The 25,896-nt window shown below is 64.3% G+C and carries 16 protein-coding genes; 7 read left to right on the top strand and 9 right to left on the bottom strand.

Annotation, left to right across the window (positions count from 1 at the left end; genetic code table 11):
* The first annotated feature begins 147 nt into the window (after positions 1 to 147).
* The 4 genes from QOS90_RS08650 (at position 148) to QOS90_RS08635 (ending at position 4,844) form a co-directional block, all read left to right on the top strand.
* A complete protein-coding gene (locus QOS90_RS08650; RefSeq protein WP_050580799.1) occupies positions 148 to 951 on the top strand; it encodes a helix-turn-helix domain-containing protein in 804 nt (267 codons plus the stop codon).
* Positions 952 to 996: 45 nt separating this feature from the next.
* Entirely contained in the window at positions 997 to 2,379 is a 1,383-nt protein-coding gene (locus QOS90_RS08645) for an aspartate aminotransferase family protein (protein WP_027596232.1), read from the top strand.
* A 139-nt stretch (positions 2,380 to 2,518) separates the two neighbouring features.
* Positions 2,519 to 4,012, top strand: a complete 1,494-nt coding sequence (locus QOS90_RS08640; protein WP_085273143.1) for an aldehyde dehydrogenase — start codon at positions 2,519 to 2,521, stop codon at positions 4,010 to 4,012.
* 271 nt (positions 4,013 to 4,283) lie between these two features.
* Entirely contained in the window at positions 4,284 to 4,844 is a 561-nt protein-coding gene (locus QOS90_RS08635; RefSeq protein ID WP_027596234.1) for a nucleotidyltransferase family protein, read from the top strand.
* A 39-nt stretch (positions 4,845 to 4,883) separates the two neighbouring features.
* Here QOS90_RS08635 and QOS90_RS08630 read toward each other — a convergent pair whose 3' ends face one another.
* Positions 4,884 to 5,435: a GNAT family N-acetyltransferase gene (locus tag QOS90_RS08630; protein WP_085273144.1), complete on the bottom strand. Its 552-nt coding sequence runs from the start codon at positions 5,433 to 5,435 to the stop codon at positions 4,884 to 4,886.
* A gap of 156 nt (positions 5,436 to 5,591) precedes the next feature.
* Between QOS90_RS08630 and QOS90_RS08625 the strand changes: the two genes are divergently transcribed.
* Complete coding sequence (locus QOS90_RS08625) at positions 5,592 to 6,455, top strand: helix-turn-helix transcriptional regulator (protein WP_085273145.1); 864 nt, start codon at positions 5,592 to 5,594, stop codon at positions 6,453 to 6,455.
* Between the two features lie 59 nt (positions 6,456 to 6,514).
* Positions 6,515 to 6,961, top strand: a complete 447-nt coding sequence (locus tag QOS90_RS08620; RefSeq protein WP_027596236.1) for a GNAT family N-acetyltransferase — start codon at positions 6,515 to 6,517, stop codon at positions 6,959 to 6,961.
* Between the two features lie 213 nt (positions 6,962 to 7,174).
* Here QOS90_RS08620 and QOS90_RS08615 read toward each other — a convergent pair whose 3' ends face one another.
* The 5 genes from QOS90_RS08615 to QOS90_RS08595 all read right to left on the bottom strand — a co-directional run bounded on the left by QOS90_RS08615 (position 7,175) and on the right by QOS90_RS08595 (position 21,013).
* Positions 7,175 to 9,514, bottom strand: coding sequence for a TonB-dependent siderophore receptor (locus QOS90_RS08615; protein ID WP_085273216.1), 2,340 nt, complete (start codon positions 9,512 to 9,514; stop codon positions 7,175 to 7,177).
* 172 nt (positions 9,515 to 9,686) lie between these two features.
* On the bottom strand, positions 9,687 to 10,661 hold the full coding sequence (locus QOS90_RS08610; protein WP_085273146.1) for a FecR domain-containing protein: 975 nt from the start codon (positions 10,659 to 10,661) through the stop codon (positions 9,687 to 9,689).
* Positions 10,658 to 11,179, bottom strand: a complete 522-nt coding sequence (locus QOS90_RS08605) for a sigma-70 family RNA polymerase sigma factor (RefSeq protein ID WP_085273147.1) — start codon at positions 11,177 to 11,179, stop codon at positions 10,658 to 10,660. The genes QOS90_RS08610 and QOS90_RS08605 overlap by 4 nt, the downstream gene beginning before the upstream one ends.
* 401 nt (positions 11,180 to 11,580) lie before the next feature.
* Positions 11,581 to 12,312 carry a Crp/Fnr family transcriptional regulator gene (locus tag QOS90_RS08600; RefSeq protein ID WP_027596240.1) on the bottom strand — a complete coding sequence of 244 codons (732 nt, stop codon included), beginning with the start codon at positions 12,310 to 12,312 and terminating at the stop codon, positions 11,581 to 11,583.
* 76 nt (positions 12,313 to 12,388) lie between these two features.
* Positions 12,389 to 21,013, bottom strand: coding sequence for a GH36-type glycosyl hydrolase domain-containing protein (locus QOS90_RS08595; RefSeq protein WP_085273148.1), 8,625 nt, complete (start codon positions 21,011 to 21,013; stop codon positions 12,389 to 12,391).
* Positions 21,014 to 21,284: 271 nt separating this feature from the next.
* Here QOS90_RS08595 and QOS90_RS08590 point away from each other — a divergent pair, with 271 nt between their 5' ends.
* Entirely contained in the window at positions 21,285 to 21,893 is a 609-nt protein-coding gene (locus QOS90_RS08590) for a sensor histidine kinase (RefSeq protein ID WP_256577387.1), read from the top strand.
* A gap of 712 nt (positions 21,894 to 22,605) precedes the next feature.
* Here the strand turns inward: QOS90_RS08590 and QOS90_RS08585 are convergent.
* From QOS90_RS08585 to QOS90_RS08575, 3 genes are read right to left on the bottom strand one after another with little or no spacing between them, the layout of a single operon-like run.
* Complete coding sequence (locus QOS90_RS08585; RefSeq protein ID WP_085273149.1) at positions 22,606 to 23,865, bottom strand: SAM-dependent methyltransferase; 1,260 nt, start codon at positions 23,863 to 23,865, stop codon at positions 22,606 to 22,608.
* Positions 23,840 to 24,649 (bottom strand): DUF1365 domain-containing protein, encoded by an 810-nt coding sequence (locus QOS90_RS08580; RefSeq protein WP_085273150.1) that lies wholly within the window; start codon positions 24,647 to 24,649, stop codon positions 23,840 to 23,842. Before QOS90_RS08580 ends, QOS90_RS08585 begins: the two co-directional genes overlap by 26 nt.
* A complete protein-coding gene (locus tag QOS90_RS08575) occupies positions 24,646 to 25,893 on the bottom strand; it encodes an NAD(P)/FAD-dependent oxidoreductase (RefSeq protein ID WP_085273151.1) in 1,248 nt (415 codons plus the stop codon). Before QOS90_RS08575 ends, QOS90_RS08580 begins: the two co-directional genes overlap by 4 nt.
* Positions 25,894 to 25,896: the final 3 nt, after the last annotated feature.

Below are 25,896 nucleotides of genomic sequence, written 5' to 3'. Positions count from 1 at the left end.
GCTCACCCCAAAGGGTGATTTCGGTCTCTGCCTGGCCGTGGGAGTATTTGCAAACAACGCGCCGCCCCGACGGCGATACCGTTTCCCGCTACCGGCAGAACTCCAGTGAACAGTGACCAATTGGCTTCAGAGCAGTGGTTCGAGCACATGGCCAAGGTGACCGACATGATCGGCCAACCGGGCTTTGCCGCCACCTTGTTCGGTGCGCTCGGGTTGATCCGGCCGATCCAGGCCACCACCGTCTACCTCTACCCCCATGACGGCATGCCGAGCGCGCTGTTCGAGCAGGATGACAAGGCGCCCTGGCTGCCAGAAGGCAATGTCAGCCGCTACCTTTCCGGGTTCTACCTGCTCGACCCGTTCTACGGTGCCTGCGTGGAGCGCGTCGAGTCTGGCTGCTACGGCCTGTTCGACGTGGCCCCTGACCACTTCGAAGTGAGTGAGTACTACCAGTCGTTCTACCGCCATTCGCACCTGGAGGATGAGCTCAATTACATCCTGCAGGTCGCACCCGGCCAGAGCCTGGCGGTGTCGCTGGCCTTCACCGACAAACTGGACGTGCCAAGCCGCGAGCTGTTCGGCCGTGTCACGCCTTGGGTGCTGGCGGTGCTCAACAAGCACTTCGCCGGGCTGGGGAGCCGCGGGGGGCGTTTCGAGAACGTGCTGGAGCAGCGTATCCATGCCGCGCTCAACAACTTTGGCAGCTCGTTGCTGACCGAGCGCGAGTGCCGTATCGCCCAGCTCATCCTGCGTGGCCATTCGACCAAGTCCCTAGCCGAGCGCCTGGGGGTGTCGGAAGACACCATCAAGTCCCACCGCAAAAACGTCTATGCCAAGCTCGACATCGGCACGCAATCCGAACTGTTTTCCTTGTTCATCGACGCGCTGGCCAATGCCCAGGGCGTGCTGGGCAAGGACCCGCTGGAAAGCTACATGGGCAAGCTGCGCTAAGCGCCGCAGCCCTGCAACACCCACCGACAACAAGGAAAACCACCCATGAATGCGCCTTTCGCTCCCCAACGCCAGACCCGTGACTACCAGGCCGCCGACGCCGCGCACCACATCCATGCCTTTCTCGACCAGAAGGCACTCAATGCCGAAGGCCCGCGGGTCATGGTTGGAGGTGAGCGGCTGCACCTGTGGGACAGCGAAGGCAAGCGTTACCTGGATGGCATGTCGGGGCTGTGGTGCACTCAGCTGGGTTACGGTCGCAAGGACCTGACCGCCGCCGCCGCCGCGCAGATGGACCAGTTGGCCTACTACAACATGTTTTTCCACACCACCCACCCAGCGGTGATCGAGCTGTCCGAGTTGCTGTTCAGCCTGTTGCCTGGCCACTACAGCCACGCGATCTACACCAACTCCGGGTCCGAGGCCAATGAGGTGCTGATCCGTACCGTGCGCCGTTACTGGCAGGTGGTTGGCCAGCCGACCAAGAAGATCATGATTGGCCGCTGGAATGGCTACCACGGCTCGACCCTGGCGGCCACGGCGCTGGGGGGCATGAAGTTCATGCACGAGATGGGTGGGCTGATCCCGGACGTGGCGCACATCGACGAGCCGTACTGGTACGCCGAAGGTGGCGAGCTGACCCCGGCCGAGTTCGGCCGCCGCTGCGCGCTGCAACTGGAGGAAAAGATCCTCGAACTGGGCGCGGAAAACGTCGCCGGTTTTGTCGCCGAACCCTTCCAGGGGGCCGGGGGCATGATCTTCCCACCGGAAAGCTACTGGCCCGAGATCCAGCGGATCTGCCGCCAGTACGACGTGCTGCTGTGCGCCGACGAGGTGATCGGCGGTTTTGGCCGCACCGGCGAATGGTTTGCCCATGAGTATTTCGGCTTCGAGCCGGACACCCTGTCGATCGCCAAGGGCCTGACCAGCGGCTATGTGCCCATGGGCGGCCTGGTGCTGAGCAAGCGCATCGCCGAAGCCCTGGTGGAACGCGGCGGCGTGTTTGCCCACGGCCTGACCTACTCAGGCCACCCGGTGGCGGCGGCCGTGGCCATCGCCAACCTCAAGGCGCTGCGCGATGAAGGCATCGTGCGCCAGGTGAAGGATGACACCGGGCCGTACCTGCAGCGCATCCTGCGTGAAGTGTTTGCCGATCACCCCTTGATTGGCCAGGTGCAGGGTGCGGGCCTGGTGGCGGCGCTGCAGTTCGCTGAACACAAGCCGACCCGCAAGCGCTTTGCCAATGAGAACGACCTGGCCTGGCAGTGCCGCACCTTCGGCTTCGAAGAAGGCGTGATCATTCGCTCGACCTTGGGCCGGATGATCATGGCGCCGGCACTGGTGGCCAACCACGCCGAGCTGGACGAACTGGTCGACAAGACACGTATCGCTGTAGACCGCACTGCCCGGTTAGTGGGCAGGCTCTGAGCCAGTGGGGGCGCTTTGCGCCCCATTCGCGACGCAAGGCCGCTCCCACACGTGCAGGCGATCGTCTGTAGGAGCGGCCTTGCGCCGCGAATGGGCTGCAGCGCAGCCCCAGAATCCAAGACAGTCATAGGGAGTGAAAATGGAGCGTCTCGAATACTGGCAAACGCGCGCTGCAAGCCTGCGTTTGCCCGACAAGGCCCTGATCGGCAGCCAGCAGGTGAGCGCTAACAGCGGCGCCACGTTCGCCGCCATCAACCCGGCCACCCAGCAGGTGCTGGCGCAGGTCGCCGCCTGTGGTCAGGCTGAAGTCGACCTGGCGGTGGCCACCGCACGCCGTGCCTTCGAGCAAGGCCCGTGGTCGCGCATGGCCCCGATCGAACGCAAGAAGGTGCTGTTGCGCCTGGCCGAGCTGATCATGGCCAACCGCGAAGAGCTCGCGCTGCTGGACTCGCTGAACATGGGCAAGCCGGTCATGGATGCCTACACCATCGACGTCCCCGGCTCGGCGCATGTCTTTGCCTGGTACGGCGAGGCACTGGACAAGCTGTACGACCAGGTAGCGCCCACCGCGCCCAACGCGCTCGCCACCATCACCCGCGAAGCGCTGGGCGTGGTCGCCGCCGTGGTGCCGTGGAACTTCCCGCTCGACATGGCGGCCTGGAAGCTTGCGCCGGCGCTGGCGGCCGGCAACAGCGTGGTGCTAAAACCCGCCGAGCAATCGCCGTTCTCGGCGCTGCGCCTGGGGCAACTGGCGCTGGAAGCCGGTTTGCCGGAGGGCGTGCTGAATGTCGTGCCGGGCCTGGGCGAAGACGCGGGCCGGGCGCTGGGGCTGCACCCCGACGTCGATTGCCTGGTGTTCACCGGCTCCACTCAGGTAGGCAAGTACTTCATGCAGTACTCGGCGCAGTCGAACCTCAAGCAGGTCTGGCTGGAGTGTGGCGGCAAGAGCCCGAACCTGGTGTTCGACACCTGCCAGGACCTGGACCTGGCTGCGGAAAAAGCAGCGTTTGGCATTTTCTTCAACCAGGGTGAAGTGTGTTCGGCGAACTCGCGCCTGTATGTGCAGCGCTCGATCCACGATGCGTTCATCGAGCGCTTGCAAGCCAAAGCCCGCCAATGGATGCCCGGCAACCCACTCGACCCGGCAAGCCGCGCGGGTGCCATCGTCGATGCCGAGCAGACCGGTCGCATCAAGGCCGCCATCGACCGTGCGCACGCGCAGGGCGCCCAGCTAGTGTGCGGTGGCCGGCGCCTCACCATTGACGGCTCGGACAACTACATCGAACCGAGCATCTTTGCCGGCGTCGATGGCAGCATGAGCCTGGCCCGGGAGGAAGTGTTCGGCCCAGTGCTGGCGGTCACTGCGTTCGACAGCGAGGAGCAGGCCGTGCGCCTGGCCAACGACAGTGTCTACGGCCTGGCGGCGTCGGTGTGGAGCGACGACTTCAACCAGGTGCATCGCGTTGCGCGGGCGCTGAAGGCTGGCACCGTTTCGGTCAACACGGTGGATGCGCTGGATGTCACGGTGCCGTTTGGGGGTGGCAAACAGTCGGGATTTGGTCGCGACCTGTCGCTGCATTCGTTCGACAAGTACTCACAGCTCAAGACCACCTGGTATCAGCTGCGCGCTTGAAAAGCGGACTGCGCACCCCAGCCACGCGCGCCCGGTGTAGGAGCAGCCTTGTGCTGCGAAGAGGCCGGTGATAGCACTGAAGATTTACTGTGTTATCACCGGCCTCTTCGCAGCACAAGGCTGCTCCTACACGGGTCGCGCATGACCCAAGGGCAGGGCAATCAACTCACTGACCTTCCATGATGATCACCTCGCGACGCCGAGCGCAGTGCGAATGTCTTGACGCTCAGGTAGGCTTATCGTCAGCCCCGTAATCACCAGGGAGGTAACGATGCAGCCACTGAGCCACGCGCAGGTACTGGCCATTGCCCAGGAAAACCCCATCAACCGGGCTTTGCTGTCACTGTTGCCGGCGCTGGATATACCGCACTGCATGCTGACAGCGGGGTGCCTGTTCCAGACCTTCTGGAACCATCGCTCCGGGCAACCGGCAGCGTGGGGCATCAAGGATTACGACATTGCCTACTTCGATGAAGACTTGTCGTGGGAGGCTGAAGACCGGGTGATCGCACGGGTTCAGCAGGCCTGCGCACACCTTGGCGTCAATGTCGAGGCGCGCAACCAGGCCCGTGTTCACCTGTGGTACGCCTCGAAGTTCGGCGTCACTTACCCGGCATTGCAACGGGTAACCGATGGCATCGACCGCTACCTGATCAGCTCGACCTGCCTGGGCATAGATGTCCACACCGGCGTGCTCTACAGCACCCATGGGCTGGATGATCTTCAGCACGACCTGCTAAGGCCCAACCCATTGAACCTGCAACCTGGCTTGTTCGAGCAAAAAGCGGCCAGCTACCGGGAGCGCTGGCCGTGGTTGAAAGTGGTTGGCTAAGCGATCACCGCACATCACACCTGGCTGTTAGTACGCCCGTCATGGGTGGTCAGCCGGCGTGAGCCACTGCGCGTAAGTGATGCAGCTGATGTGTTCGGTTCGATAATCCTGAAGGGACGGGTTGTATTTGTTTTCTTCGGTGTGGTGATGGCGGAACCCGCACTTCGATTGGGCAACAAAAGACTGGGTGTTGTCAGCGAAATAGCCACACCAGAGCGCCTTGAGTTTCAGGGTTTCAAACCCGTGCCGCATCACTTCACGCACGGCTTCGGGAATCAGGCCTTTGCCCCAGTACGGCACGCCGATCCAGTAGGCGATTTCGCCTTCCTGCTCGCTGATCTCGAAGTGGCTGTTGCCGCCTATCAGAACGCCCACACATCCCACTGCACGGCCGTTCTCCTTCAGTTCGACGGCATACACCTCCGGGTGATTGAACACGGTGCGGATGATCTCGGCACTGTGCGCAACGCTGGTGTGCGGTGGCCACCCCGCGACAGGGCCAACGCGTTCGTCCTTGGCGTATTCGTATAAGTCAGCGGCATCTGTATCTTGCCAAGGGCGCAGCCGCAGCCGTTGTGTTTCAAGTCGCATGTCCTGTACTCATCCTGGGTTGCTCGGGCGTCACAGGGTAGTGCGCGGCGCTTGATGGGTACACGTCAGTACCTCGGCAGTTTCGGTACTTTTCGAAACTCCATCAGCGAGCGGTGATAAGCTTTGCGAAGTTTAAGCAGGCAGCGTTGAGCCACCATGCAGCACATTCCGAAACTGGTTACACCGGGCGATCCGCCCCGGTTGGGTGACACCACACTCGCTGAAGGGGTAGGCGTGCCGCTGTCTTTCGGCCATGCCTACATTACGCTGCTGGTGTGCTTGTCCGGCAGTGCCGCCTTCGCATTCAACTTCAAGGACCAGGCGGTCAGGCGTGGTGATGTGATGGTGTTGGCCGAGGACACGATCGCGTTGCTCAAACGTCGCTCACGCAGTTTCAGGGTATTTTTTTGCCTGATGCCCAAAGGCTTTGCTGCGGAGGTGGCTTACCAACTGCCAAACCCCTTGTTCGTTTTCTTGCATGACCACCCTCACTGCGTGCCGGCCAATGCTGACAGGCCGCTGCTGGGGGGCTGGTTGGCGCACATGCGGGACATTGCGCAGCGCTGCCCCACGTACCAGCACATCATGCTCAGAAATCACCTGCAAAACCTGTTTCTGAAGATCGCCGAGCAACTTCCGGCGCAGTACCAGGCGGGCCGGCAATTCAGCCGCCAGGAAACACTCAGTTGGCGTTTCTGGGAGTTGATAGGCAAGCACTGCATGCGCCACCGAGAGGTGAAGTTTTATGCCGATGCGCTGACGATCACGCCGTTTTATCTGTCGCAGCTCAGCAAGGCTTTTTTCAATGACACCCCCAAAGGCTTGATTGACCGCCAGGTGACCTTGGAAATCAAGGCACTGCTTTCATACAGTACCCTGGCGATTGGGCAAATCGCGGACACGCTCAACTTCGCCGACGCGTCGTATTTGTGCCGGTATTTCAAACGCCAGACGGGGGTTTCGTTGTCCTACTATCGCAGCCACTCGCATGAGCCGAACGGATCGCGGCCAGGCCCTTGATTGCTAGGGTTGCTTGCGGCGGGGCATTATCCTGCTTTGACTCGCCACGGATGACGACCATGCACATACGCCAACTGATCCACGACGACCTGCCCTCTGCCAGCACCCTGTGCCTGAACGCATTCATGCAGGCCGTTGCACCTTCACTGTCGGCGCAGGGTGTGGACACCTTCGCCAAGGTGGCGGCGGCACAGGCGTTTGCCGAGCGTATGGAGGGCGATAACCTGATGCTGGTGTGCGTCGCGGACGGCGCCCTCACCGGGTTGATCGAATTCAAGGAAGGCCGCCACGTGGCCATGCTGTTCGTCGCACCGGGCTGGCAACGTCGGGGCATCGGTACGCGCCTGATGAACGCGGCACTGGCGCAGGCGAGGGAGGCGGTGGTGACGGTCAGGGCCTCGTTGTCATCGGTGGCCGCCTACGAACGCTATGGGTTCGTTCTGACAGGCGACGTGGGCGAGTTTGCCGGGCTGGTCTATCAGCCGATGGAGAAGCGGTTGCCCTGATTTTTAGCGATGCCGTTACCCAACGCCCAATTCTCCTTGCACACATAGGCGCACCTGCCGGGGACGCACCCCCCTGTAGGAGCAGCCTTGTGCTGCGAAGAGGCCCGTGACAACACCATCAATCTTCGTTGCTGTCGCGGGCCTCTTCGCAGCACAAGGCTGCTCCTACCGGGATTGGGGTTGAGCGGGGATTTGACGTGTCTGTGGCTCGAATCAGAAGCTGTACTTGAAACTCGTCATCACATTGCGCGGGGTGCCATATACGCCGTAAAGGCCGGATTGGCTGTAGTACTCACGGTCGAACACGTTGTTCAGGTTCACCGATGCACTCACGTGCTGGTTGATGTCATAGCGGGCCATCAGGTTGGTGACCGCGTAGCTGCCCTGGCTGAAGGTGTGCAGGTCGGCGCCGACTTTGCTCTGCCAGTTCACCCCACCGCCGACCGTGATCTTGTCCAGTGGCCCATGCAGCCGGTAGCTGGTGAAGGTCTTGAAGCTGTTGCGCGGCAGGTTGGTGTTGATGCGCTGGTCGTCGGCGTCAGTGGTCACCGAATAGGCATAACCGGCCGATGCTTGCCAGCCTTCGGCCAGCTCGCCGTTCAGCTCCAGTTCGATGCCCTTGGAGGTGGTGTCCTGTTCGGCGCTGTAGACGTTGTCGTGTTGCCAGATGGCCAGGTTGTCCTGCTCCAGCTTGAACACCGCGAGGCTTGAGTTGAGCTTGCCATCGAGGTGGGTGCCCTTGATGCCGAGCTCGTAGCCGACACCTTCCATCGGGTCGAGCGGCTTGTTGCTCTCGTCGGTGACCCACGAGCCCTGCGGGTTGAAGATTTTGGTGTAGCTGGCGTACAGCGACCAGGTGTCGTCGAGGTCGTAGACCACGCCGGCATAAGGGATGAATACGCCGTTTTCCTCACGGTTCACTTCGGTTTCGTCGCCGCCATACGGCCTGTCCGAGGTGTCGCGCTTCCAGTTGATCAAGCGGCTGCCAAGAATCAGGCTGAGGTCGTCGGTCACGCTGAAGCGCGAGGTCAGGTACGCCGCGTACTGGTCTTCGTCGATCGATGACTTGCCGCTTTCGACGAAGTCCGGCTTGGCAGACTTGCCGTCCCAAGTGAACAGGTTGTCGATCACACCCGCTGGCGAGCCGGCGTAGTCATAGCGCCAGCCGCCCCAGCTTGGGGTGTTTTCCCGGTATTGGGACAGGGTCATGCCGGTAATCAACTCATGGTCACGCCCGAACAGGCTGAATGGGCCGGTGACGTACAGGTCGAGGTTGTCTTGGCGTGGGGTGCCGGAAAAACGCACGGGCAACTGGGTCAGGCCGCTGCCCTCCGGGCTCAGCTCACCCATGGCAAAGTTGAACAGCTCGTCGAATTTGTTATCGGCATGGGTGAGCTCGGCCTTGCCGCTCCAGCCGTTGCCCAGTTGCTGCTCGATGGAGGTGAAGAAGCTGGTTTGCTCGTGATCGTTGTACGACCAGCTTGGCGCGGCATTGAGCGAGCGCTTGAGGTTGGTACGTTCACCTGTCGAGAAACGCGTAGGCAGGCCGGAGCGCAGCGGCGAGTCGATGTCGCTGCGCAGGTAGCTGAAGCCCACGGTCAGCAGTGTGTCTTCGCTGAGGTCGAATTCGGTGATGCCATACATCAGCTGCGATTGCTGGTTGTAGCGGTCAATCCAGGCTTTTTCGGTTTTGTAGTCGGCGACGAAGCGCCCCCGCACGTTGCCGGTTTCGGTCAGCGGCCCGGACACATCAAAACCGGTGCCATAGCGGTCCCAGTTACCCGCTTCGCCGGTGATGCTGGCCTGGGCGTCGGCGGTGGGGCGCTTGCGGATCAGGTTGATCGTCGCCGAGGGGTTGCCCATGCCGCTGATCAGGCCGGTGGCGCCGCGCACGATTTCGATGCGGTCGTACATCGCCATGCTCTGCGAGTAGTTGTCCAGGCGGGTACTGGTCGGCACACCGTCGACCTCGTAGTTCTGGATGGCAAACCCGCGCGACCAGTACGAATCGCTCTCAGAGCCCAGGCCATCGCGAACGACGGTGATGCCTGGGGCGGCTTCCAGCGCGTCGGTGAGGTTGGTCAGGCGCTGGTCATCCAGGCGCTGGCGGGTCATCACGGTGAGCGATTGCGGGGTCTCGCGGGGGGTGAGGTTGAGGCGCGTGGAACTGCTCGACGAATAGGTGGTGTAGAGCCCGCTGCCTTCGGTGGTCGAACCCGGCGCCTTGCCAGAGATGGACACCGCGCTCAGCTCCAAGGCCCCGGTGGTAGTGGCTTGCAGCGAATAATTGCCGTTGACACCGCGGCTGGCTTCAAGCCCAGTGCCAGCCAGCAGCATCGCCAGGCCCTGGTCGATATCGAAACGTCCCTGCAAGCCGCTGGTGCTGCGGCCCTCGGTCAATGCCGTGGGATAAGACAGCAGAATGTGCGCGGTCTGGCCAAAGCGGGCCAATGCGGGCGCCAGTGGGCCGGCAGCGATATCGAAATCGGCCTGCGCCTGCTCGGCAGCGGTGGCCCAGCCGGGCGTCAGCAGCAGCGGGGCGCTTGCACTCATGCAAGCGATGCCCTGGACCACTGCGCCGGCAAGTTTTTGCGTAACCGATAACTGCCAGCCCTGGCGTTTGCGTGCGGTGCGATTCACGAGTGTTCCCCCATTGATTTGAAGTGCTGAGGGTTAAGTCTCGTGAGACGCGAAATCGGACCACCTCTGCGCAACTTTTTTTGCGTCAGGCCATTCGCGGCTTCAACGTCACCCAGTAGCGGGTGAAATGCTGCACGTCGAGCTGCAAGGTGTCCGCCACTGCGGTGATGATTTTTTCGGTGTTATCCAGCGGGAATGTGCCTGACACACGAAGGTCCGCCAAGGCGGGGTCGCAGGCAAGGTGCCCACGGCGATAGCGGCTGACGTCGTCGAGAAAGGCCGCCAAGCGTTGGCCTTGGGCAACCAGCATGCCTTGGCTCCAGGCGGGGGTACCGGGGGGCACGGACTCACGGTCGAGCACGCCCTGGCGGCTGAAGCTGGCCTGCTCCCCGGCACTGAGCAGAAGGGGTGGATGGGGCTGCAAGGCAGGTTGCACCGACAAGCTGCCCTGATACACGCTGACCTGGGTGAGCTCAGCGTGCAACCTCACATTGAACTGCGCCAGTGTCGATGCGAGGCGGCCATGTACGGTGTCCACCCACAGTGGCCGGCTATCGGCGCGGGGCGAGCGGCTGATCAGCACCTCGCCGCGCAGCAACCGCAAGCGGCGTGCCTGATGGTCGAACGCCACATCAAGGGCGCTGTCGGTGTTCAGCTGTACCTGGGTGCCATCGGCCAGCGTCAAGCGCCGTTGCTCGCCGATGCGGCTGTGGTAGTCCGCGCGCCAGTCTTGTACCAGCGCGGCGTCTTTCAGGTACCAGGCGCCGGCACCTGCGGCCATCAGCAGCGATAGTTGCTTGAGCACCGTGCGCCGCGACGGCTGCTGGCGCAGCGCCGCGTGGGCCAAGGGGCGTTGGCCTGGGCTGCGCATGTCCTGCATGCGTTGGGCGAACACCTGGGTCCGTTGCCAGGCGTGCTCGTGCAGCGGGTGCGCCTGGCGCCAGCTCATGCAGGCGGCCAGGGTGGCAGCGCTGACGGCTGGCTCTTGCAGTTCGAGGTGCCACTGCATGGCCTGCTCGGCCACCTCGCCGGGGATCGACGCTGAGCCCTGGCCGTTCATGGCAGGTCCAGGCTGTGATCGAGCATGATGCACAGGGCGCCGGCCTTGACGATGTAGCGCTTCACCGTGGTAATCGACACGGCCAGCCGCTCGGCAATGTCCGCGTGCCCCAGGCCATCCACCTGCGACAGCAGGAACGCTTCGCGCACCGGGCGCTCGAGGCCGTCGAGGGCGGCGTCGAGGGCGATCAGGGTTTCCAGCAGGATTGCCTGGGTTTCCAGGCTGGGCGCGACCTGTTCGGGCAGGGTCGCCAGCGCCTCGAGGTAGGCGCGTTCGAGTTTTTGCCGGCGAAAATGGTTGCACAAGACGCTCTGCGCCACCTTCGCCAGGAAGGTGCGGGGTGCATGCAACTGTGGCACGTTCTGTTTGTTCAACAGGCGCAGGAAGGTGTCTTGCGCCAGGTCCGCTGCGCTATGCGAGCAGTTCAGCCGCAGCCTTAGCCAGCGCGTCAGCCAGCTGTGTTGCTGGCGATAGAGCAGGGCCACATCGCACAGAAGGGGATCAGGGGAAGGGAGCATGGAGTGCGGCCGCCGCAGGGGTCATTGTTGCAAACGATAATGCTTATCATATATACGGCTTGGGCAGCCCTGCAATACGCGCGCGCGGCAATTGCCTTGGCGGTCTCTGGTCCGATATAAAACTGCTGCCCACCGGGAAGGCGCACACTGGCTGTAGCTCAGATCATCTGAGCATTGAGAGGTGTGTATGACCACTGGCAAGCGCTTCACAGAGGCTGATGCCCCCGCTGTCGAACCAGGGCACGGCGAAGACTGGCCAACCGGGAAAGATGAAGACGATACCGAGGTGCAGACGCCGACGGAAAGCCAAAGAGGTTCCGGCCATCCCGACCCGTCCAGAGCCTCTGCGGCAGAGCGGTACAGCTATCAGCCGAAGCAGAAAATCAGGCCATAACGCTTGGCTATACGGCAGGACGAACAGGCGGCAGGTAGGGAAGCAGGCGTTCGGTCTCTTTCCTGACCACCGCGTAACACTCGCAACTGAGCTGCTCCAGGTGTGCCCTGTCGAGTACCCTGATATGCCCCCGGTTGTATTCGATCACGCCCAGCCGCTGCAGTTTGCCAGCGGCATCGGTCACCCCTTCGCGGCGCACGCCCAGCATGTTGGCGATCAGTTCCTGGGTCATGCACAGCCGGTCGCCCGGCAGGCGGTCCAGCGACAGCAGCAGCCAGCGGCACAGTTGCTGGTCGATGGAATGGTGCCGATTGCACACCGCCGTTTGCGCCATCTGGGTGATCAATGCCTGGGTGTAGCGCAGCATCAACATCATCAGCTCGCCATGGCGGTTGAACTCGTCCTTCAAACGCTGACATGGCAGGCGATAGGCATGCCCGGCGCTTTGCACGATCGCGCGGCTGGGGGTGCTTTCGCCGCCCATGAACACGGCGATGCCAACCAGCCCTTCATTGCCCACCACCGAGATTTCCGCCGAGGCGCCGTTCTCCATTACGTACAACAACGAGACGATCGCATCGGTGGGGAAGTAGACATGGCGCAGGGTGTCGCCGGACTCGTAGAGCGCTTTGCCAAGGGGCAGGCTGACCCGTTCCAGGTGCGGCTCCAACCGGGCGAACGTGTCCGCGGTCAGCGCGGCCAACAGGTGATTTTGCCGGGGGTTGGAGGTGGGTTGCATGCGCGGGACCGTCGGGGGCAGCGGTTGTCGCAACAAGGTTAGCCCCCACTGGCACGTGCTGCATACCCGTCGGCCCTCAGTTAATGGGCAAAGGGGACGGCTGGTACTCGGCGATCACCTGGTGCAGTACGCCATCATCCTTGAGCGGCAGTACCGCTTGGGCCAGCCGCTGGCCGTCGAGGGTCAGGGTCAGTTCGGCATTAGCGCCGTTGCGTACTTCAATGCGATACGGGGTGCTGCCGAATCGGTAGTGCAGGGTGTAACCGGGCCAGTCCGCTGGCAGCAGCGGCTGAATCCGCAGGGTGTCCCCGCAGCGTTGCAGGCCTAGCAGGCTCTCCAAAATCAGCCGGTACATCCAGCCAGCGGAGCCGGTGTACCAGCTCCAGCCGCCGCGCCCTGCGTGGGGTGCGACGGCGTAGACATCGGCGGCCATCACATAGGGCTCGACCTTGTACGTTTCGATCAACCCATTGCTGCCCTGGCGCACCGGGTTGATCAAGCGCAGCAGTTCCCAGGCCTTGGCGGCATCGCCCAGGCTGGCATAGGCCATGCTCGCCCAGATGGCCGCGTGGGTGTACTGCCCGCCATTTTCGCGCACGCCGGGCAGGTAGCCTTTGATGTAGCCGGGGTCGAGATCGCCGTGGTCGAAGGGTGGGTCGAGCAGCTTGACGATGCCGATGTCGCGGCGCACCAGGTGTTTGTCCAGCGCGGCCATGGCGGCCCGTGCCCGTCCATGCGGGGCAACCCCGGACAGCACTGCCCAGCTCTGCGCCAGCGAGTCGATGCGGCACTCCAGGTTGCTGGCCGAACCGAGCACCTGGCCGTCGTCGAACCAGGCGCGGCGGTACCAGCCACCGTCCCAGGCATGCTGCTCCAGGTGCTCGGCAAGGGTGGCGGCCTGGCGGCTGCACTGCAGGGCGAAGGCGCTGTCGCCGTGGCCCAGGGCGACGCTGGCGAACGCCCGCAACACCTCGTGGCCGAAGAACCCCAGCCACACGCTTTCGCCCAGGCCTTGTTCACCGACGCGGTTCATGCCGTCGTTCCAGTCCCCGCTGCCCATCAACGGCAGGCCGTGGGCACCATATTGCAGGGCATGGCCGAGGGCGCGTTGGCAATGCTGGTACAGGCTCTCGACCAGGTTCGCCTGGGTGGGCAGGTCGTAATAGGACTCTTCGCCGGCATTCAGCGCACGCCCTTGCAGGTACCCGACCGGCTCGTCCAGCACCGCGTGGTCGCCTGTCAGTGCCACATAGCGGCTGGTTGCCAGCGGCAGCCACAGCAAGTCGTCGGAGCAGCGGGTACGCACCCCGCGCTGCAGCGGTGGGTGCCACCAGTGCTGCACATCGCCTTCGGCATACTGGTGCGCAGCGCACGCCAGCAGGTGCTGGCGGGCCAGGGCTGGGGTGGCGTGGAGCATGGCCATGCTGTCTTGCAGTTGGTCGCGAAAACCGATGGCGCCGCCGGACTGGTAAAAGCCGCTGCGCGCCCAGAAACGGCAGGCAATCACCTGGTACAGCAACCAACCGTTGGCCAGCACATCCAGGGACGGCTCGGGGGTTTCGATCTGCACGCTGCCCAAGGTGTCGCGCCAGTAGGCCTGGACCTTTGCCAGAGCGTCCAGGGCCGCGCGCAGCCCTCGGTATTGCTGCACGCAGTGGCTGGCGGCCTCGGCGTTTGGCCCGGCACCCAGGCGGAACACCACGTCGCGGCTTTCACCCGCTTGCAGCAGGACGCTGACCTGCACGGCCGTGCACGGGTCCAGCCCGGCGCCCGTGCGCCCTGACAGCCGCGCCTGGCGCAGGCCTGCCGGGGCTTGGCAATCGCCATTGCGCCCGAGGAATTCGCTGCGGTCACAGGTAATGCCATACAAGGGCAGGTCGCAATCGACAAAGCCCACATGCCGCGCAAACGCCTCGGCATAGCGGTTACGGGCAAACACGGCGCCGCTGGCCGGGTCGATTTCAGTCACCACGTGCATGGCCGACTTGCTGCGCAGGTCGCCCAGCACCCACTCGACAAAGCAGGTCACCGACAACCGTCGCGCCTGCGTCGAGCGGTTATGCAACTTGAGCCGACTGAACTTGATCGGCGCATCCAGCGCGACATACACCCACAGCTCGCTGTCCAGGCCGTCGTCGGCGTATTCGAAAACGCTGTAGCCAAAGCCATGCCGGGTGCGATAACGGCCAGGGCCTGGGCAAGGCATCGGGGTGGGCGACCAACACTGCCCGCTGTCTTCGTCACGCAGGTAAAGGGTTTCGCCGCTGGGGTCGCAAACCGGGTCATTGTGCCAAGGGGTCAGGCGGTATTCGTGGGCGTTCTCGTACCAGGTATAGGCACTGCCGGCCTCCGACAACACGCTGCCAAACTGCGGGTTGGCCAGGACATTGACCCACGGCGCCGGGGGTGGCAGGCCATCAGCGTGGGCGATGAGGTACTCACGGCCATCGGCGCTGTAACCGCCGTAGCGATTGCCCAGCACCCGCGCCGGTGCTTCTGCCAGCGAGCGGCTATCGGGTTTGCTCGGGGGGTAGGCCAGGGTCGCCTCGAACACGGCGGGGGCTGGCGGCGCGTGGCGGTGATGCAATTGCTCGGCCAGCGTGCCGTGGCTGTCGCTGAGCACCAGCCGCGCCACCGACAGGGTAAGGGCGCGGTCCTCTGCCGACAGTTGCTGCGCCGGGCGCACGAAGATCCCGCCGGGGCGATCGAGCAGCGCCGCCTCGCTGCCGGAGGTGACGATGCCCATGATCTGCTCCTGCAATTGCTGGCGGTAGCCGGCCTGGTCTTCGTTCCAGATCACCAGGTCCAGCGCCAAACCCTTCTGTCGCCAATAGGCATGGGCGAGCACCATTTGCTTCACCAGGTGCAGGTTGGCTGGGTCAGCAATCTGCACCAGCACGATCGGCAGGTCCCCCGACAGACCCTGGCCCCACAGGCCCGACTGGCTGCGCCGGTTGCTGGCCAGCAGGGCGCCGCTGGCCCGCAGCGCCGCGTTGGGGTAGAGCACCGACGCGGCCATCTGCTCGAACAGCCGGGCATCGTTCAGCGACCCATTCAGCTGTCGCAACTGCACCTGGCTGTGTGGCCAGGCCAGGTCGAACACCCGGTCGGCCAAGTGCCGATCGCGGTACCTGGCAATCTGCTGCAGGCAGGCGTCGCGGCTGTCGGTCACGCCGGTGACCAGGTCGACCGTGGCCTTCTGGCCAGGCGCCAGGCTGATGCGGCAGCGAATCGCCACGATGGGGTCGAGCACTGCCCCGGCACTGTCGGACAAGGCCTCGGTGTGGCGGTCCAGTGCCGCCGGGGCCACCAGTGTGCGGCCACGGCCGATGAAACGCGCACGGTCGGTTTCGTAAGACACCGCATCGATGTCGGCGCCATGCACGGCCAGCACATGGCACATCCACGGCACCGCGTCCTGCTGCGAGCGCGGCCGCCGGGTGCAGATGATGGCCTGCAGCGGGCGGACCAGTTCGGTCTGCACGAACAGCTTGCTGAATGCCGGGTGCAGGGCATCGCTGAGCGCCGGTGCCAGCACCACTTCGGCGTAGCTGGTCAGCTCCAGGGTGCGCGGCTGGTCACTGTGGTTGGTCAGGTGCAGGCGCCGCAGTTCGATGTCGTCTTCGGGGGACACGGCTATTTCGGTATGGCAGTCGAAGTCGTTTTCACGGATGCGGAACTCGGCGCGGCCATCGCTGAAAATAGCCTCCTGATTACTGCCGCGGTGCCGCGTGGGCTGGTAAGTGGTTGACCAGAATGCACCGCTGGCGACGTCCCGCAGGTAGCAGAAGCTGCCCAAGTCATCGCGGGTGGCGTCTTCGCGCCAACGGGTCACGGCCACGCCATTGCGCTGGCTGTAGCCACTGCCGACATGGTTGACCATGACGTGGTAGCGGCCATTGGAAAGCAGTTGCACGGCGGGGTGGCGCCGATTCGGTTCGCTGAACACCCGTAGCCGGGTTTCGCCTGTGTGGCCTGCCGCGTCCACGGCCGGTGCCTGCAGGGTATGCAGGTACGGCGCGGCGGTTTTCGGCACGCGTTCCTGTAACAGCAGCAGGCTGGCCTGGCATTGCGGGTCGGAGGTGAAGCGCCGTTGCATGGGTTTGTCCAGCAACAAGGAAGTCAGGGCCAGCAGGCTCATGCCCTGGTGGTGAGCCATGAACGAGCGGATCACCACGGCGCTCTGGCCCGGGGGGAGGCGCGCCTCGCTGTAGTCAATGGCTTCGTACAGCCCGAAGCGGCCAGCCAGCCCCAGTGTGCTCAGGCGCTGCAAGTTACGGCAGGCGGCGCCCGGCGCTACCAACAGGGCCAGCGCACTGGCGTAGGGGGCGACCACGCGTTCTTCGCCCAGGCCGCGTTTGAGGCCCAGGCCGGGTACCCCAAACGCCCGATATTGGTAGTTCAGGTGAGCGTCCAGGGCGTTGTAGGCCGACTCAGAAACGCCCCAGGGGATGCCCAGCAGGTTGCCGTGGTCGATCTGCCGTTCGACTGCGGCGCGGCAGGTCTGGTCGAGCAAGGTGCCTTCGTAGCTCGGCATCACCAGCAGCGGCATCAGGTACTCGAACATCGACCCCGACCACGACAACAGCACTGGCACACCGGCATTGCTGGTGAGTAGCCGGCCCAAGGCGAACCAGCTTGCCTGGGGGACTTGGCCCTGGGCGATGACCACGAAGTTGGTCAGGCGCATTTCCGAGGCCAGCAAGTCATAGAACGCGGTGTCCAGGCGATGTTCATCGGCGTTGTAGCCGATGGCGAGTAGGTCGCGCTGGGTGTCGTAGAGGAAGCTGAAGTCCATGCTGGCGATGGCGGCGATCCGCTGCGCCAGGCTGTGCGCTTGCTCGATGCGCTGGCAGGCCTGCGTGCGGACGGTGGCCACGGCCAGGCGTTCGTCGGCGGGCCAGTGGTCCGGCTCTAGCTGCGCAAGCTGGCGCCAGCTCAACGCTGCCTGAAGCGCCGGCGCATTGCCGGGTGGCAGTTGCAAGGCGTGCAGCTCGCCAGCCAGGTCCAGGCATTGCTGATGCAGGGCCTCCAGCCAGAACAGGCAATCGTCGGCCTCGGTAGCGGGCGGGGCGTATTGTTGGATCAGCCCTTGTACTTGCTCGGTGAGCTGTTGCATCAACGAGGCAGGCAACGGGGCCGGTTGCTCATGGGCTTGCCGCAGCTGTTTGCCCAGCGCTTCCAGCGGTTCGCCAGCCCGGCCTGCGGTGGCGAACGTTTCGTGCAGGATATCGAGCGTGTCCAGCAGGCCCTGGCTCAGGCGGCGGTCAAGCACGGGGGTATCGGCCATCGCCAGCAGCCCGGGCTTGAGCGTCAGCAGCAGGGCCGCCAGGTTGCCGCTGTCCACCGCAGAAATGTACAGCGGGTGCAAGGGCGCGCGGGTCTGGGTGTCGTACCAGTTGTAGAAGTGCCCCTTGTAGCGCTCCAGGTGGTCCAGGCTGTCGAGCATCGGGGTCAGGCGCTGGAGCAGGCGGCCGGCCGTCAGGTAACCAAAATCATGGGCGGCCAAGTGCGAGAGCAGGGCCATGCCGATGTTGGTAGGCGAGGTGCGGTGGGCGATGTTGGGGAAGGGCTGCTCCTGCAGGTTGTCGGGCGGCAGCCAGTTGTCGGCAGGGCCTACATGGCGGTCGAAGAAGGCCCAATTGCGCCTGGCCAGCCGGTGCAGAAAACGCAAGTCCTGGGCCTGCGGTGCAAACACGCTGCGCCCGCGCGTGCGGCTCAGCCACCAGGCCAGGGCCGGGCCAAGCAGCCACAGCGCGAGAATGGGCGACGCCAGCAGCAGGACACTGGGGTGTAGCGCCAAGGCGCCCGTCAGCAGCAGCACCAGGGCGGGCTGTACCCATTGCTCGCGATACACCGCCTGCAGGGTATCGGCACTGTTGCGTTCATCCTCCCGCGAGGGGTTCCACTGCAGCAGCCGGCGTTTGCTCACGGTTAGCCGCCACAGCGTGCGGGCGATGGCATCCAGGCTGTAGCGGGTCTCGAACGGCAACCAGGCCAGCGACAACCCGGCCCGCACGAAGTAGATGCCCGAGGTGTGCAGGGCGGCAAGCAGGTGCTCGGCCAGCGGCACATCGGTGGTTTTGCGCACCAGTTCGAGCAGGGTGTCCAACAGTGGGCGGGTCAGCAGCAGGCCCAGCAGCGCGACGGTCCATAGCAGCGGCGTGGTGCTGGCCAACCAGCCCCACAGCAATGCCGTCAGCAGCGCTGCCGGCTCCAGGCTGCGGCGCAGGTTGTCGAAGATCTTCCACCGCGACAGCGCGCTCAGCGGGCGCTGCGCCTGGCCTTCGACGCCGGTGCGCAGCCACGGCACCAGCCACGGCAGCAGTTGCCAATCGCCGCGTATCCAGCGGTGGCGGCGCTTTACATCGGCGCTGTAACGCGCCGGATACGCCTCGAACAACTGCACGTCACTGAGCAGGCCGGCATGGGCGTAGCAGCCTTCGATCAGGTCGTGGCTGAGTACACGGTTGTCGGCAAAGCGCCCGTCCAGGGCCCGCTCGAAGGCATCCACGGCGTAGATGCCCTTGCCAATGAAGGAGCCACTGAGGAACAGGTCCTGGTACACGTCCGACACCGCCAGGGTGTAAGGGTCCACCCCGGCATCGCTGCCGAACAGGCGGGCATAGGGGGAGCGCGACACGCTGGGCAGGCTGATGCCGACCCGTGGTTGCAGGATCGCGTAGCCTGATTGGATGCGGCCGCTGTCGGCATCGAAGCAGGCGCGGTTCAAGGGGTGCTGCATGGCACCGACAAACTTCTGCGCCACATCGCGTGGCAACTGGGTGTCGGTGTCCAGGGTGATGACGTAGCGCACCCGATCGAGCGTGCGCAGGTCGCCGACGATGCGCATGAAGCACTCGGCGCCGCGTCCGCGCAGCAGGGCATTGAGCGCTGCGAGCTTGCCGCGCTTGCGCTCGTGGCCCATCCAGCATCGCTCGGTGGGGTTCCACAGCCGCGGCCGGTGCAACAGGAAGAAGCGCTCACCGTATTTTTTGTTCAGTGCACCAATACCGTCACTGGCGAGGTCGAGCAGGGCGGTGTCTTCGGCGCGGGTTTGGGTGGCGGCGTCCATGAAGTCGCTCAACAGCGCGAAATGCAGGTGGTCATCACGGTTGGCCAGGTAGCGCACCTCAAGGCCTTCGACCAGCTCTTCGACGTCGGCCGCGTTGCCCAGCAGGCTCGGCACCACGACCAGGGTGCGGGCCTCGACGGGAATCCCCGCGGCGTAGTCCAGCCGTGGCAGAAACGCAGGCTTCACGGTCAGGGTCACCAGCCAGTTGACCAGGCCGATGGCAAGCCGGCTGGTGGTCAGCAGCACAGGAAGGGCCATGGCCGCCACTGCCCAGGCAGGCCAGCCCTCGGCGGCCATGCCCGCGACAAAGCCCCAGGCCAGCAGGCACGAGAGCAGTGCCGACGGCACCAGGTAGAACGCCAGCGGTGCTCGGTGCAACAGGCGCTGCCAGCGCTCGGCAAGCGCCACCCGCGCCCCCAGGCGCTGTTCCAGCAACGCCAGGCCAGCGCCTGCCAGGTAATAGCCGACGTGGGCTGCCTGTGAGTGCGACGTCGCGCTTGCGGCACGCGCCAGTTCGATGGCGGTATGCGCCACCTGTTCTTCACTGAAGGCGCTGTGCCGCGCGAGCCGTTCGACGATGTGCCGATAGTGATCACGGCTGGCGAAGTCCATGGCTGCGTACACGGCGGCTGGGTCTTGGCCGAGTACTTGCTCGACATGGCTCAGGTGTTCGACGAACAGCCGCCAGTCCACGGTCGACAGCAGCCGCAGGCTGCCGATGCTGTTGCTGATGGAGACCTGGTCGATGGCCTGCTGTTGCGCATCGAGCTGCACCTGGCGCTCGATGCTCATTGCCGACTCGCCCAGCAGTTGCTCGATCCAGGCCAGTGGCTGGGTCAACGCGCTGCTGTGGCCCTGCAGCCGCCTGGCCAGCTCGGCGACGAAGGCGGCGGTCATCGGTGGCTCCGAGCGGGCCATGTCGGCCACCACCAGTACCACGCTTTTGGCATCGCGTTCGGCGGTTTCGTTGAGGGTGTCGGCCCAGCCATTGGCCAGGTCTCGGTCCGCCCCGTTGGCCATGACCCGGGCGGCCACACGGCGCAGGTTCTCGATCAGCGCCAGCCTCAGCATGATCGGGATCGCCCAGAGCTCGCCCAGGGTCAGCGTGGCGGTTTGCTGATAGGCCTCGACAAAGTGGCTCAGGCTCTCGACGTCGACCCGGCCATCGCCGTGGCAGATGGTTTCCAGTGCAATGTCATAGACCCGCGGCAAGCCGCTAGAGGCGCCATTGTCTAGCCGGGGCAGTTGCAGGCTGTAATCGCTGGGCAGGTGGCGTTTGGCGATGCGGATATGGCTTTCGACCAGGTAAAAGTTGTCGAGCAGCCACTGCGCGGCAGGCAGCGTCGGGCGTGAGTCGGGCGGGGCGGCGGCGAGGGCGGTGCAGCTTGCGTAGAGCATGCGTTCGTTATCGGCCAGGCGGTCGAGCAGCGAATCGTCGGCAGGCAACTGGCTCAAGCGGTGCTGGCTGGCGAGCCAGGTGCCGTGCTCGGCCAGTTGCTTGGCGCTGTACAGCTCCGAGCGCAGCAGGCTTTCGTAGGTGAACGCGTGCCGTGGCGCGCGCCAGCGCCGGGCACGGTTGGCCAGGCGTTGCACGTAGCTGAGTGCGCGAAGCCAAGGGTTGTCCATGGGTGTCGGGTGCCGTGAGCTGGCCGGTAGATAAGCAGTGTGCGTGGGGCAGGCAGGCTGGGTCTGTACGGTAGCGAACAGACCCGCCCGGGTAGCGGGCACATGCTGCTCCTGCCTCCCGTTGAACCTGTTCCGCCATAGGAGTTTGCCCCGTGCTTTCCCTCGCCCTGATGCCCCCTTTACCGGCGCCGATGTACAAGCCGACCGTGTCGCCCCAGCAGATGCTGGGCATGGTCTGCCATGACCTGCGTACACCGCTGCAGGCCGTGACATGGCTGCAGAGCTGCTGTCGCGTCGCCAGCACACTGCCGATACGCTCAAGCTGCTGGGCACCATCAGCGATTCGGTGGCGCGGGCTCAGCGGCTGGTGGCGGACCTTCTGGACTACACGTTGCTGCAAGAAGGGCGAGGCATCGCCCTGCATCCTGTGCTGTGCGACCTGTCAGAGGCTGTTGCGAGGTGCGTGGAAGAGCTGCGCCTGACCTGCCCCGATTACCCCTTGATTCACCTGCACCTGGGCGAGCGCAGCGCCCTGTTCGACAAGGACCGCCTTCATCAAGCCGTAGGCAACCTGGTCGCCAATGCCGTCGCCTATGGCGAGCGCGGTGCGCCCATACAAGTGACATCGCGCAGTTATGGGCGTGCAGCTACCGTGAGCGTACACAATTGGGGCGTACCCATCCCTGCCGAGCTGCTTGGGCGCCTGTTCGAGCCGCTGGTACGCGGCCAGCAACGGGCTGCAAAGGCCGGCAGCATTGGGCTGGGGCTGTTTATTGTCAGGCAGATAGCCCAGGCGCATGCAGGTGAAGTTTCGGTCACATCGACCGAGCAGGCGGGTACTACCTTCTGCATCACCCTGGCGATGCCGCTCCCGCAGTGATCACATGACCCGCCCTTTGTAGGAGCAGCCTTGTGCTGCGAAGAGGCCGGCGACAACACCGTTGATCTTCGTAATGTTCACTGGCCTCTTCGCAGCACAAGGCTGCTCCTACCGGGAAGTGTGCAGCCATTGCCTGCCAGGCTCAGGCACGTGTTTTCTGCATCAACCTGGCGTTGCCGGTACCGCAGTGATCACATGACCCGCCCTTTGTAGGAGCAGCCTTGTGCTGCGAAGAGGCCGGCGACAGCACTGTAGATCTTCGTCATTTTCACTGGCCTCTTCGCAGCACAAGGCTGCTCCTACCGGGAAGTGTGCAGCCTTTGCCTGCCTGGTCAGGCGCCTGTTTTCTGCATCACCCTGGCGATGCCGGTACCGCAGTGATCACATGACCCGCCCTTTGTAGGAGCAGCCTTGTGCTGCGAAGAGGCCGGCGACAACACCGTTGATCTTCGTAATGTTCACTGGCCTCTTCGCAGCACAAGGCTGCTCCTACCGGGAAGTGTGCAGCCATTACCTGCCTGGTCAGGCGCCTGTTTTCTGAATCAACCTGGCGATGCCGATACCGCAGTGATCACATGACCCGCCCTTTGTAGGAGCAGCCTTGTGCTGCGAAGAGGCCGGCGACAGCACCGTTGATCTTCGCAATGTTCACTGGCCTCTTCGCAGCACAAGGCTGCTCCTACCGGGAAGTGTGCAGCCTTTGCCTGCCTGGTCAGGCGCCTGGTAGGGGTGCGCGGCGGGCCTGGGGCGCGGCCCATAGGAGCTGTGCCACGCCAATGGCGCGCTCTTCGAAACCGCCCTGGCAATAACACAGGTAGAACTCCCACAGGCGCTGGAAGGTTTCGTCATAGCCCAACTCCATCAACGCGTTGCGCGCATGGCGCAGGTTGTCGCGCCAATGGCGCAGGGTGCGCGCATAGTCGGTGCCAAAGTCCTCCAGGTGCACCAGGTTCAGCGCCGTCTGGCGGCTGGCGGTGTCGAGCAGGACGCTTAGTGAGGGAAGGGCGCCGCCGGGGAAGATGTAGCGTTGTATGAAGTCCACCGAACGCCGGGCCTTTTCGTAGCGCTGGTCACGAATGGTGATGGCCTGCAACAGCATCAGGCCGTCGTCCTTTAGCAGCGCGGCGCAGTGGCGAAAGTACAGGGGCAGGTAACGATGGCCGACGGCTTCGATCATTTCGATCGACACCAACTTGTCGAAGCGCCCTTTCAAGTCGCGGTAGTCCTCGCGCAGTACCGTGATACGTTGCTCCAGGCCTGCCGCCTGCACACGTTGCAGCGTGTGCGCGTACTGCGCCTCGGAAAGCGTCGTGGTGGTCACGCGGCAGCCGAAGCGGGTAGCGGCATGGATGGCCAGGCTGCCCCAGCCGCTGCCGATTTCCAGCAGGTGCTCGTGGGGCTTGAGCTCAAGCTTCTGGCAGATGCGCTCCAGCTTGTTCAGCTGGGCCTGCTCCAAGCTCTGCTCGGGGCTGTCGAACTGTGCCGCGGAATACATCAGGGTTGGGTCGAGCAGCCGTTCGAACAGCGCATTACCCAGGTCGTAGTGGGCCAGGATGTTGCGCCGCGCACCGCGCCGGCTGTTGCGGTTAAGGCGATGCAGCAGGCGCAGGGCGGGGCGGCCGAAGCGCGCCAGGCCACCTTCAAGGGCATCCAGCACGTCCAGGTTGGCCACGAACAGGCGGGTTACCGCCGCCAGGTCGGGGGTGCGCCAGTAGCCATGGATATAAGCCTCCCCAGCACCGATCGAACCGTTGCCGGCGATCAGGCTCCAGGCGGCATCATCGACGATCTCGACTTCGGCATACAGCGCGCTGCCGGCGTCACCGAAGTTCCAGTGCTGGTCATTGCAAATCAAACGCAGGCAGCCTTGGCTCAAGCGCCGCAATTGCGCCAGCACGGCCATCCGGGCCAGGCTGCCAAGCACCGGCGTCAGGCCGGCCGACTTGCTAACGCTCAGTGTGGGGTCGGACATGATCAGGTTCCTTACAGGCGTGGCCAAGGCTCAGGTTGCCCTGGCAGGCGGTGTGGTTGTAGACAGGGGTGCGCTTGAGCAGCAGGCGCAGGGCTTGCCAGTAGATGGCAGACACTGTGCGCAGGCTCATCCACGGGAAGCTCAGGATGTAGCGGTGCAAGGCGGGCCGGTCCAGCGGTTCGCGGCGCAGCGCCAGGTGGGCCTCGAATACCTTGTGCCCATCGCGCCAGTTCGCCATGTGCACGTGGACGCGCTGGCCGTCGAGCACGAAGCGCAGGCGGTAGTCCATGTCCAGCGGCATGAACGGCGATACATGAAACGCCTTGGCCAGGCTAAATGCGTCGGGTTGGCCGTCTTGCACCGGCAGCACGTAGTGGTGGCGCTGCCGCCAAGGTGTATTGCGGACCTCCAGCAGTATCGCCACCAGGTGGCCGTCGCGGTCATGGCAGAAGTAGACGCTCACCGGGTTGAACGACAGCCCCCAGCAGCGCAGTTGCGTGAGCAGGTGCACCGCGCCTTCGGGTGCGTGCCCGGTTGCTTGGCCGACCAGCTGGCGGGCGGCCTGGGCCAACGGTATGCCACGCGCGGTCAGTGCGGGCAGGTAGTCGGTTTCCCGCCAGCACAAGGGCGCCAGCCGCGAACGCGCGAGCCAGCGCGACAGGCCGCGCCAGTGTGTTTGCTCGTCCAGGTCCAGGTAGAACATGCCGACCCGGTAGCGGAATGCATGGTGCCGCGGGGTCAGCCGCCGATGGCTGACCCAGCCATGACACAGGCTGCTGTTCACAAGCACTCTCCGAAGTGTTCTGCCACTTTCAACGCGCTGAGCACGCCGTCTTCATGGAAGCCGTTGCCCCAGTAGGCACCGCAGTAGTAGCTGTGCTGGCGGCCCTGCAGTTCGCCTTGGCGGGCCTGTGCAGCCAAGGCCGCGAGGCTGTACTGCGGGTGGCTGTAGCTGAAGCGGGCGAGCACCTGGGCCGGGTCGATCTGCGCCGTCTGGTTGAGGCTCACGCAGAAGGTGACCGGGGCGTCGATGCCCTGCAGGATGTTCATGTTGTAGGTGAGTGCCGCAGGTGCCTGCTCGGCGCCGCCCAGCCGATAGTTCCAGCTGGCCCAGGCTTTACGCCGACGCGGAAGCAGGCGAGTGTCGGTGTGCAGCACCACATCGTTGCTGGCGTAGGTGAGGGTACCCAGCACCGCACGCTCGTCCGCACTGGGTGTTGCCAGCAGGGCCAGGGCCTGGTCGCTGTGGCAGGCGAACACCACCTTGTCGAAGCGCTCGGTACCGGCAGCGCTGATCACAGTCACGCCGTCGGCGTCACGGATCACCCGGGCCACGGGGCAGTTGCGCCGGATACGCTCGGCAAAGGGCTGGCACAACGGTGCCACGTAGCTGCGCGAGCCACCTTCGATCACCCGCCATTGCGGGCGCTGGTTGACCGACAGCAAACCGTGGTTGCGGCAAAAACGCACGAAAAACTGCAACGGAAAGCCCAGCATGTCGGCGCGTGACATCGACCAGATCGCCGAGCCCATGGGCACGATGTAGTGGTTGATGAAGCGCCGCCCATAGCCGTGTGTGCGCAGGTAGCTGCCCAGCGTGGTGTCTTCTTCGATGCGCCGGTTGTCCAGGTCGGCCAGGGCTTGGCGATTGAAGCGCAGGATGTCGCGCAGCATGCCCCAGAACCCAGGTGACAACAGGTTGCGCCGTTGGGCGAACAAGGTGTCGAGGTCATGGCCGTTGTACTCCAGGCCACTGGCGGGGTCATGCACCGCAAAGCTCATCTGGGTCGGCCGCGAAGCCACCCCCAGGTGTTTGAGCAGGCGAATGAAATGCGGGTAAGTCCAGTCGTTGAAGACGATGAACCCGGTGTCCAGCGCATACTGCTGGCCGCCCCAGTTCACGTCGACGGTGTGGGTGTGGCCACCCACCCAGTCAGCCGCCTCGAACACCGTCAGCGCATGCTGGCGTGAGAGCAAGTGGGCACAGGTGAGGCCAGCGATACCGCTGCCGATGATTGCGATGCGCATGGC

Source organism: Pseudomonas sp. LAIL14HWK12:I10, assembly GCF_900184205.1.
GTDB lineage: Bacteria > Pseudomonadota > Gammaproteobacteria > Pseudomonadales > Pseudomonadaceae > Aquipseudomonas > Aquipseudomonas kermanshahensis.
This window is presented reverse-complemented; position numbering and strand designations above follow the sequence as displayed.

Excerpts from the sequence above, each read along its gene's own strand:
- QOS90_RS08650 (WP_050580799.1), top strand. The coding sequence starts at position 148 with ATGGCCAAGGTGACCGACATGATCGGCCAACCGGGCTTTGCCGCCACC.
- QOS90_RS08645 (WP_027596232.1), top strand. The coding sequence starts at position 997 with ATGAATGCGCCTTTCGCTCCCCAACGCCAGACCCGTGACTACCAGGCC.
- QOS90_RS08640 (WP_085273143.1), top strand. The coding sequence starts at position 2,519 with ATGGAGCGTCTCGAATACTGGCAAACGCGCGCTGCAAGCCTGCGTTTG.
- QOS90_RS08635 (WP_027596234.1), top strand. The coding sequence starts at position 4,284 with ATGCAGCCACTGAGCCACGCGCAGGTACTGGCCATTGCCCAGGAAAAC.
- QOS90_RS08630 (WP_085273144.1), bottom strand. The coding sequence starts at position 5,435 with ATGCGACTTGAAACACAACGGCTGCGGCTGCGCCCTTGGCAAGATACA.
- QOS90_RS08625 (WP_085273145.1), top strand. The coding sequence starts at position 5,592 with ATGCAGCACATTCCGAAACTGGTTACACCGGGCGATCCGCCCCGGTTG.
- QOS90_RS08620 (WP_027596236.1), top strand. The coding sequence starts at position 6,515 with ATGCACATACGCCAACTGATCCACGACGACCTGCCCTCTGCCAGCACC.
- QOS90_RS08615 (WP_085273216.1), bottom strand. The coding sequence starts at position 9,514 with ATGAGTGCAAGCGCCCCGCTGCTGCTGACGCCCGGCTGGGCCACCGCT.
- QOS90_RS08610 (WP_085273146.1), bottom strand. The coding sequence starts at position 10,661 with ATGAACGGCCAGGGCTCAGCGTCGATCCCCGGCGAGGTGGCCGAGCAG.
- QOS90_RS08605 (WP_085273147.1), bottom strand. The coding sequence starts at position 11,179 with ATGCTCCCTTCCCCTGATCCCCTTCTGTGCGATGTGGCCCTGCTCTAT.
- QOS90_RS08600 (WP_027596240.1), bottom strand. The coding sequence starts at position 12,312 with ATGCAACCCACCTCCAACCCCCGGCAAAATCACCTGTTGGCCGCGCTG.
- QOS90_RS08595 (WP_085273148.1), bottom strand. The coding sequence starts at position 21,013 with ATGGACAACCCTTGGCTTCGCGCACTCAGCTACGTGCAACGCCTGGCC.
- QOS90_RS08590 (WP_256577387.1), top strand. The coding sequence starts at position 21,285 with ATGGCTGCAGAGCTGCTGTCGCGTCGCCAGCACACTGCCGATACGCTC.
- QOS90_RS08585 (WP_085273149.1), bottom strand. The coding sequence starts at position 23,865 with ATGTCCGACCCCACACTGAGCGTTAGCAAGTCGGCCGGCCTGACGCCG.
- QOS90_RS08575 (WP_085273151.1), bottom strand. The coding sequence starts at position 25,893 with ATGCGCATCGCAATCATCGGCAGCGGTATCGCTGGCCTCACCTGTGCC.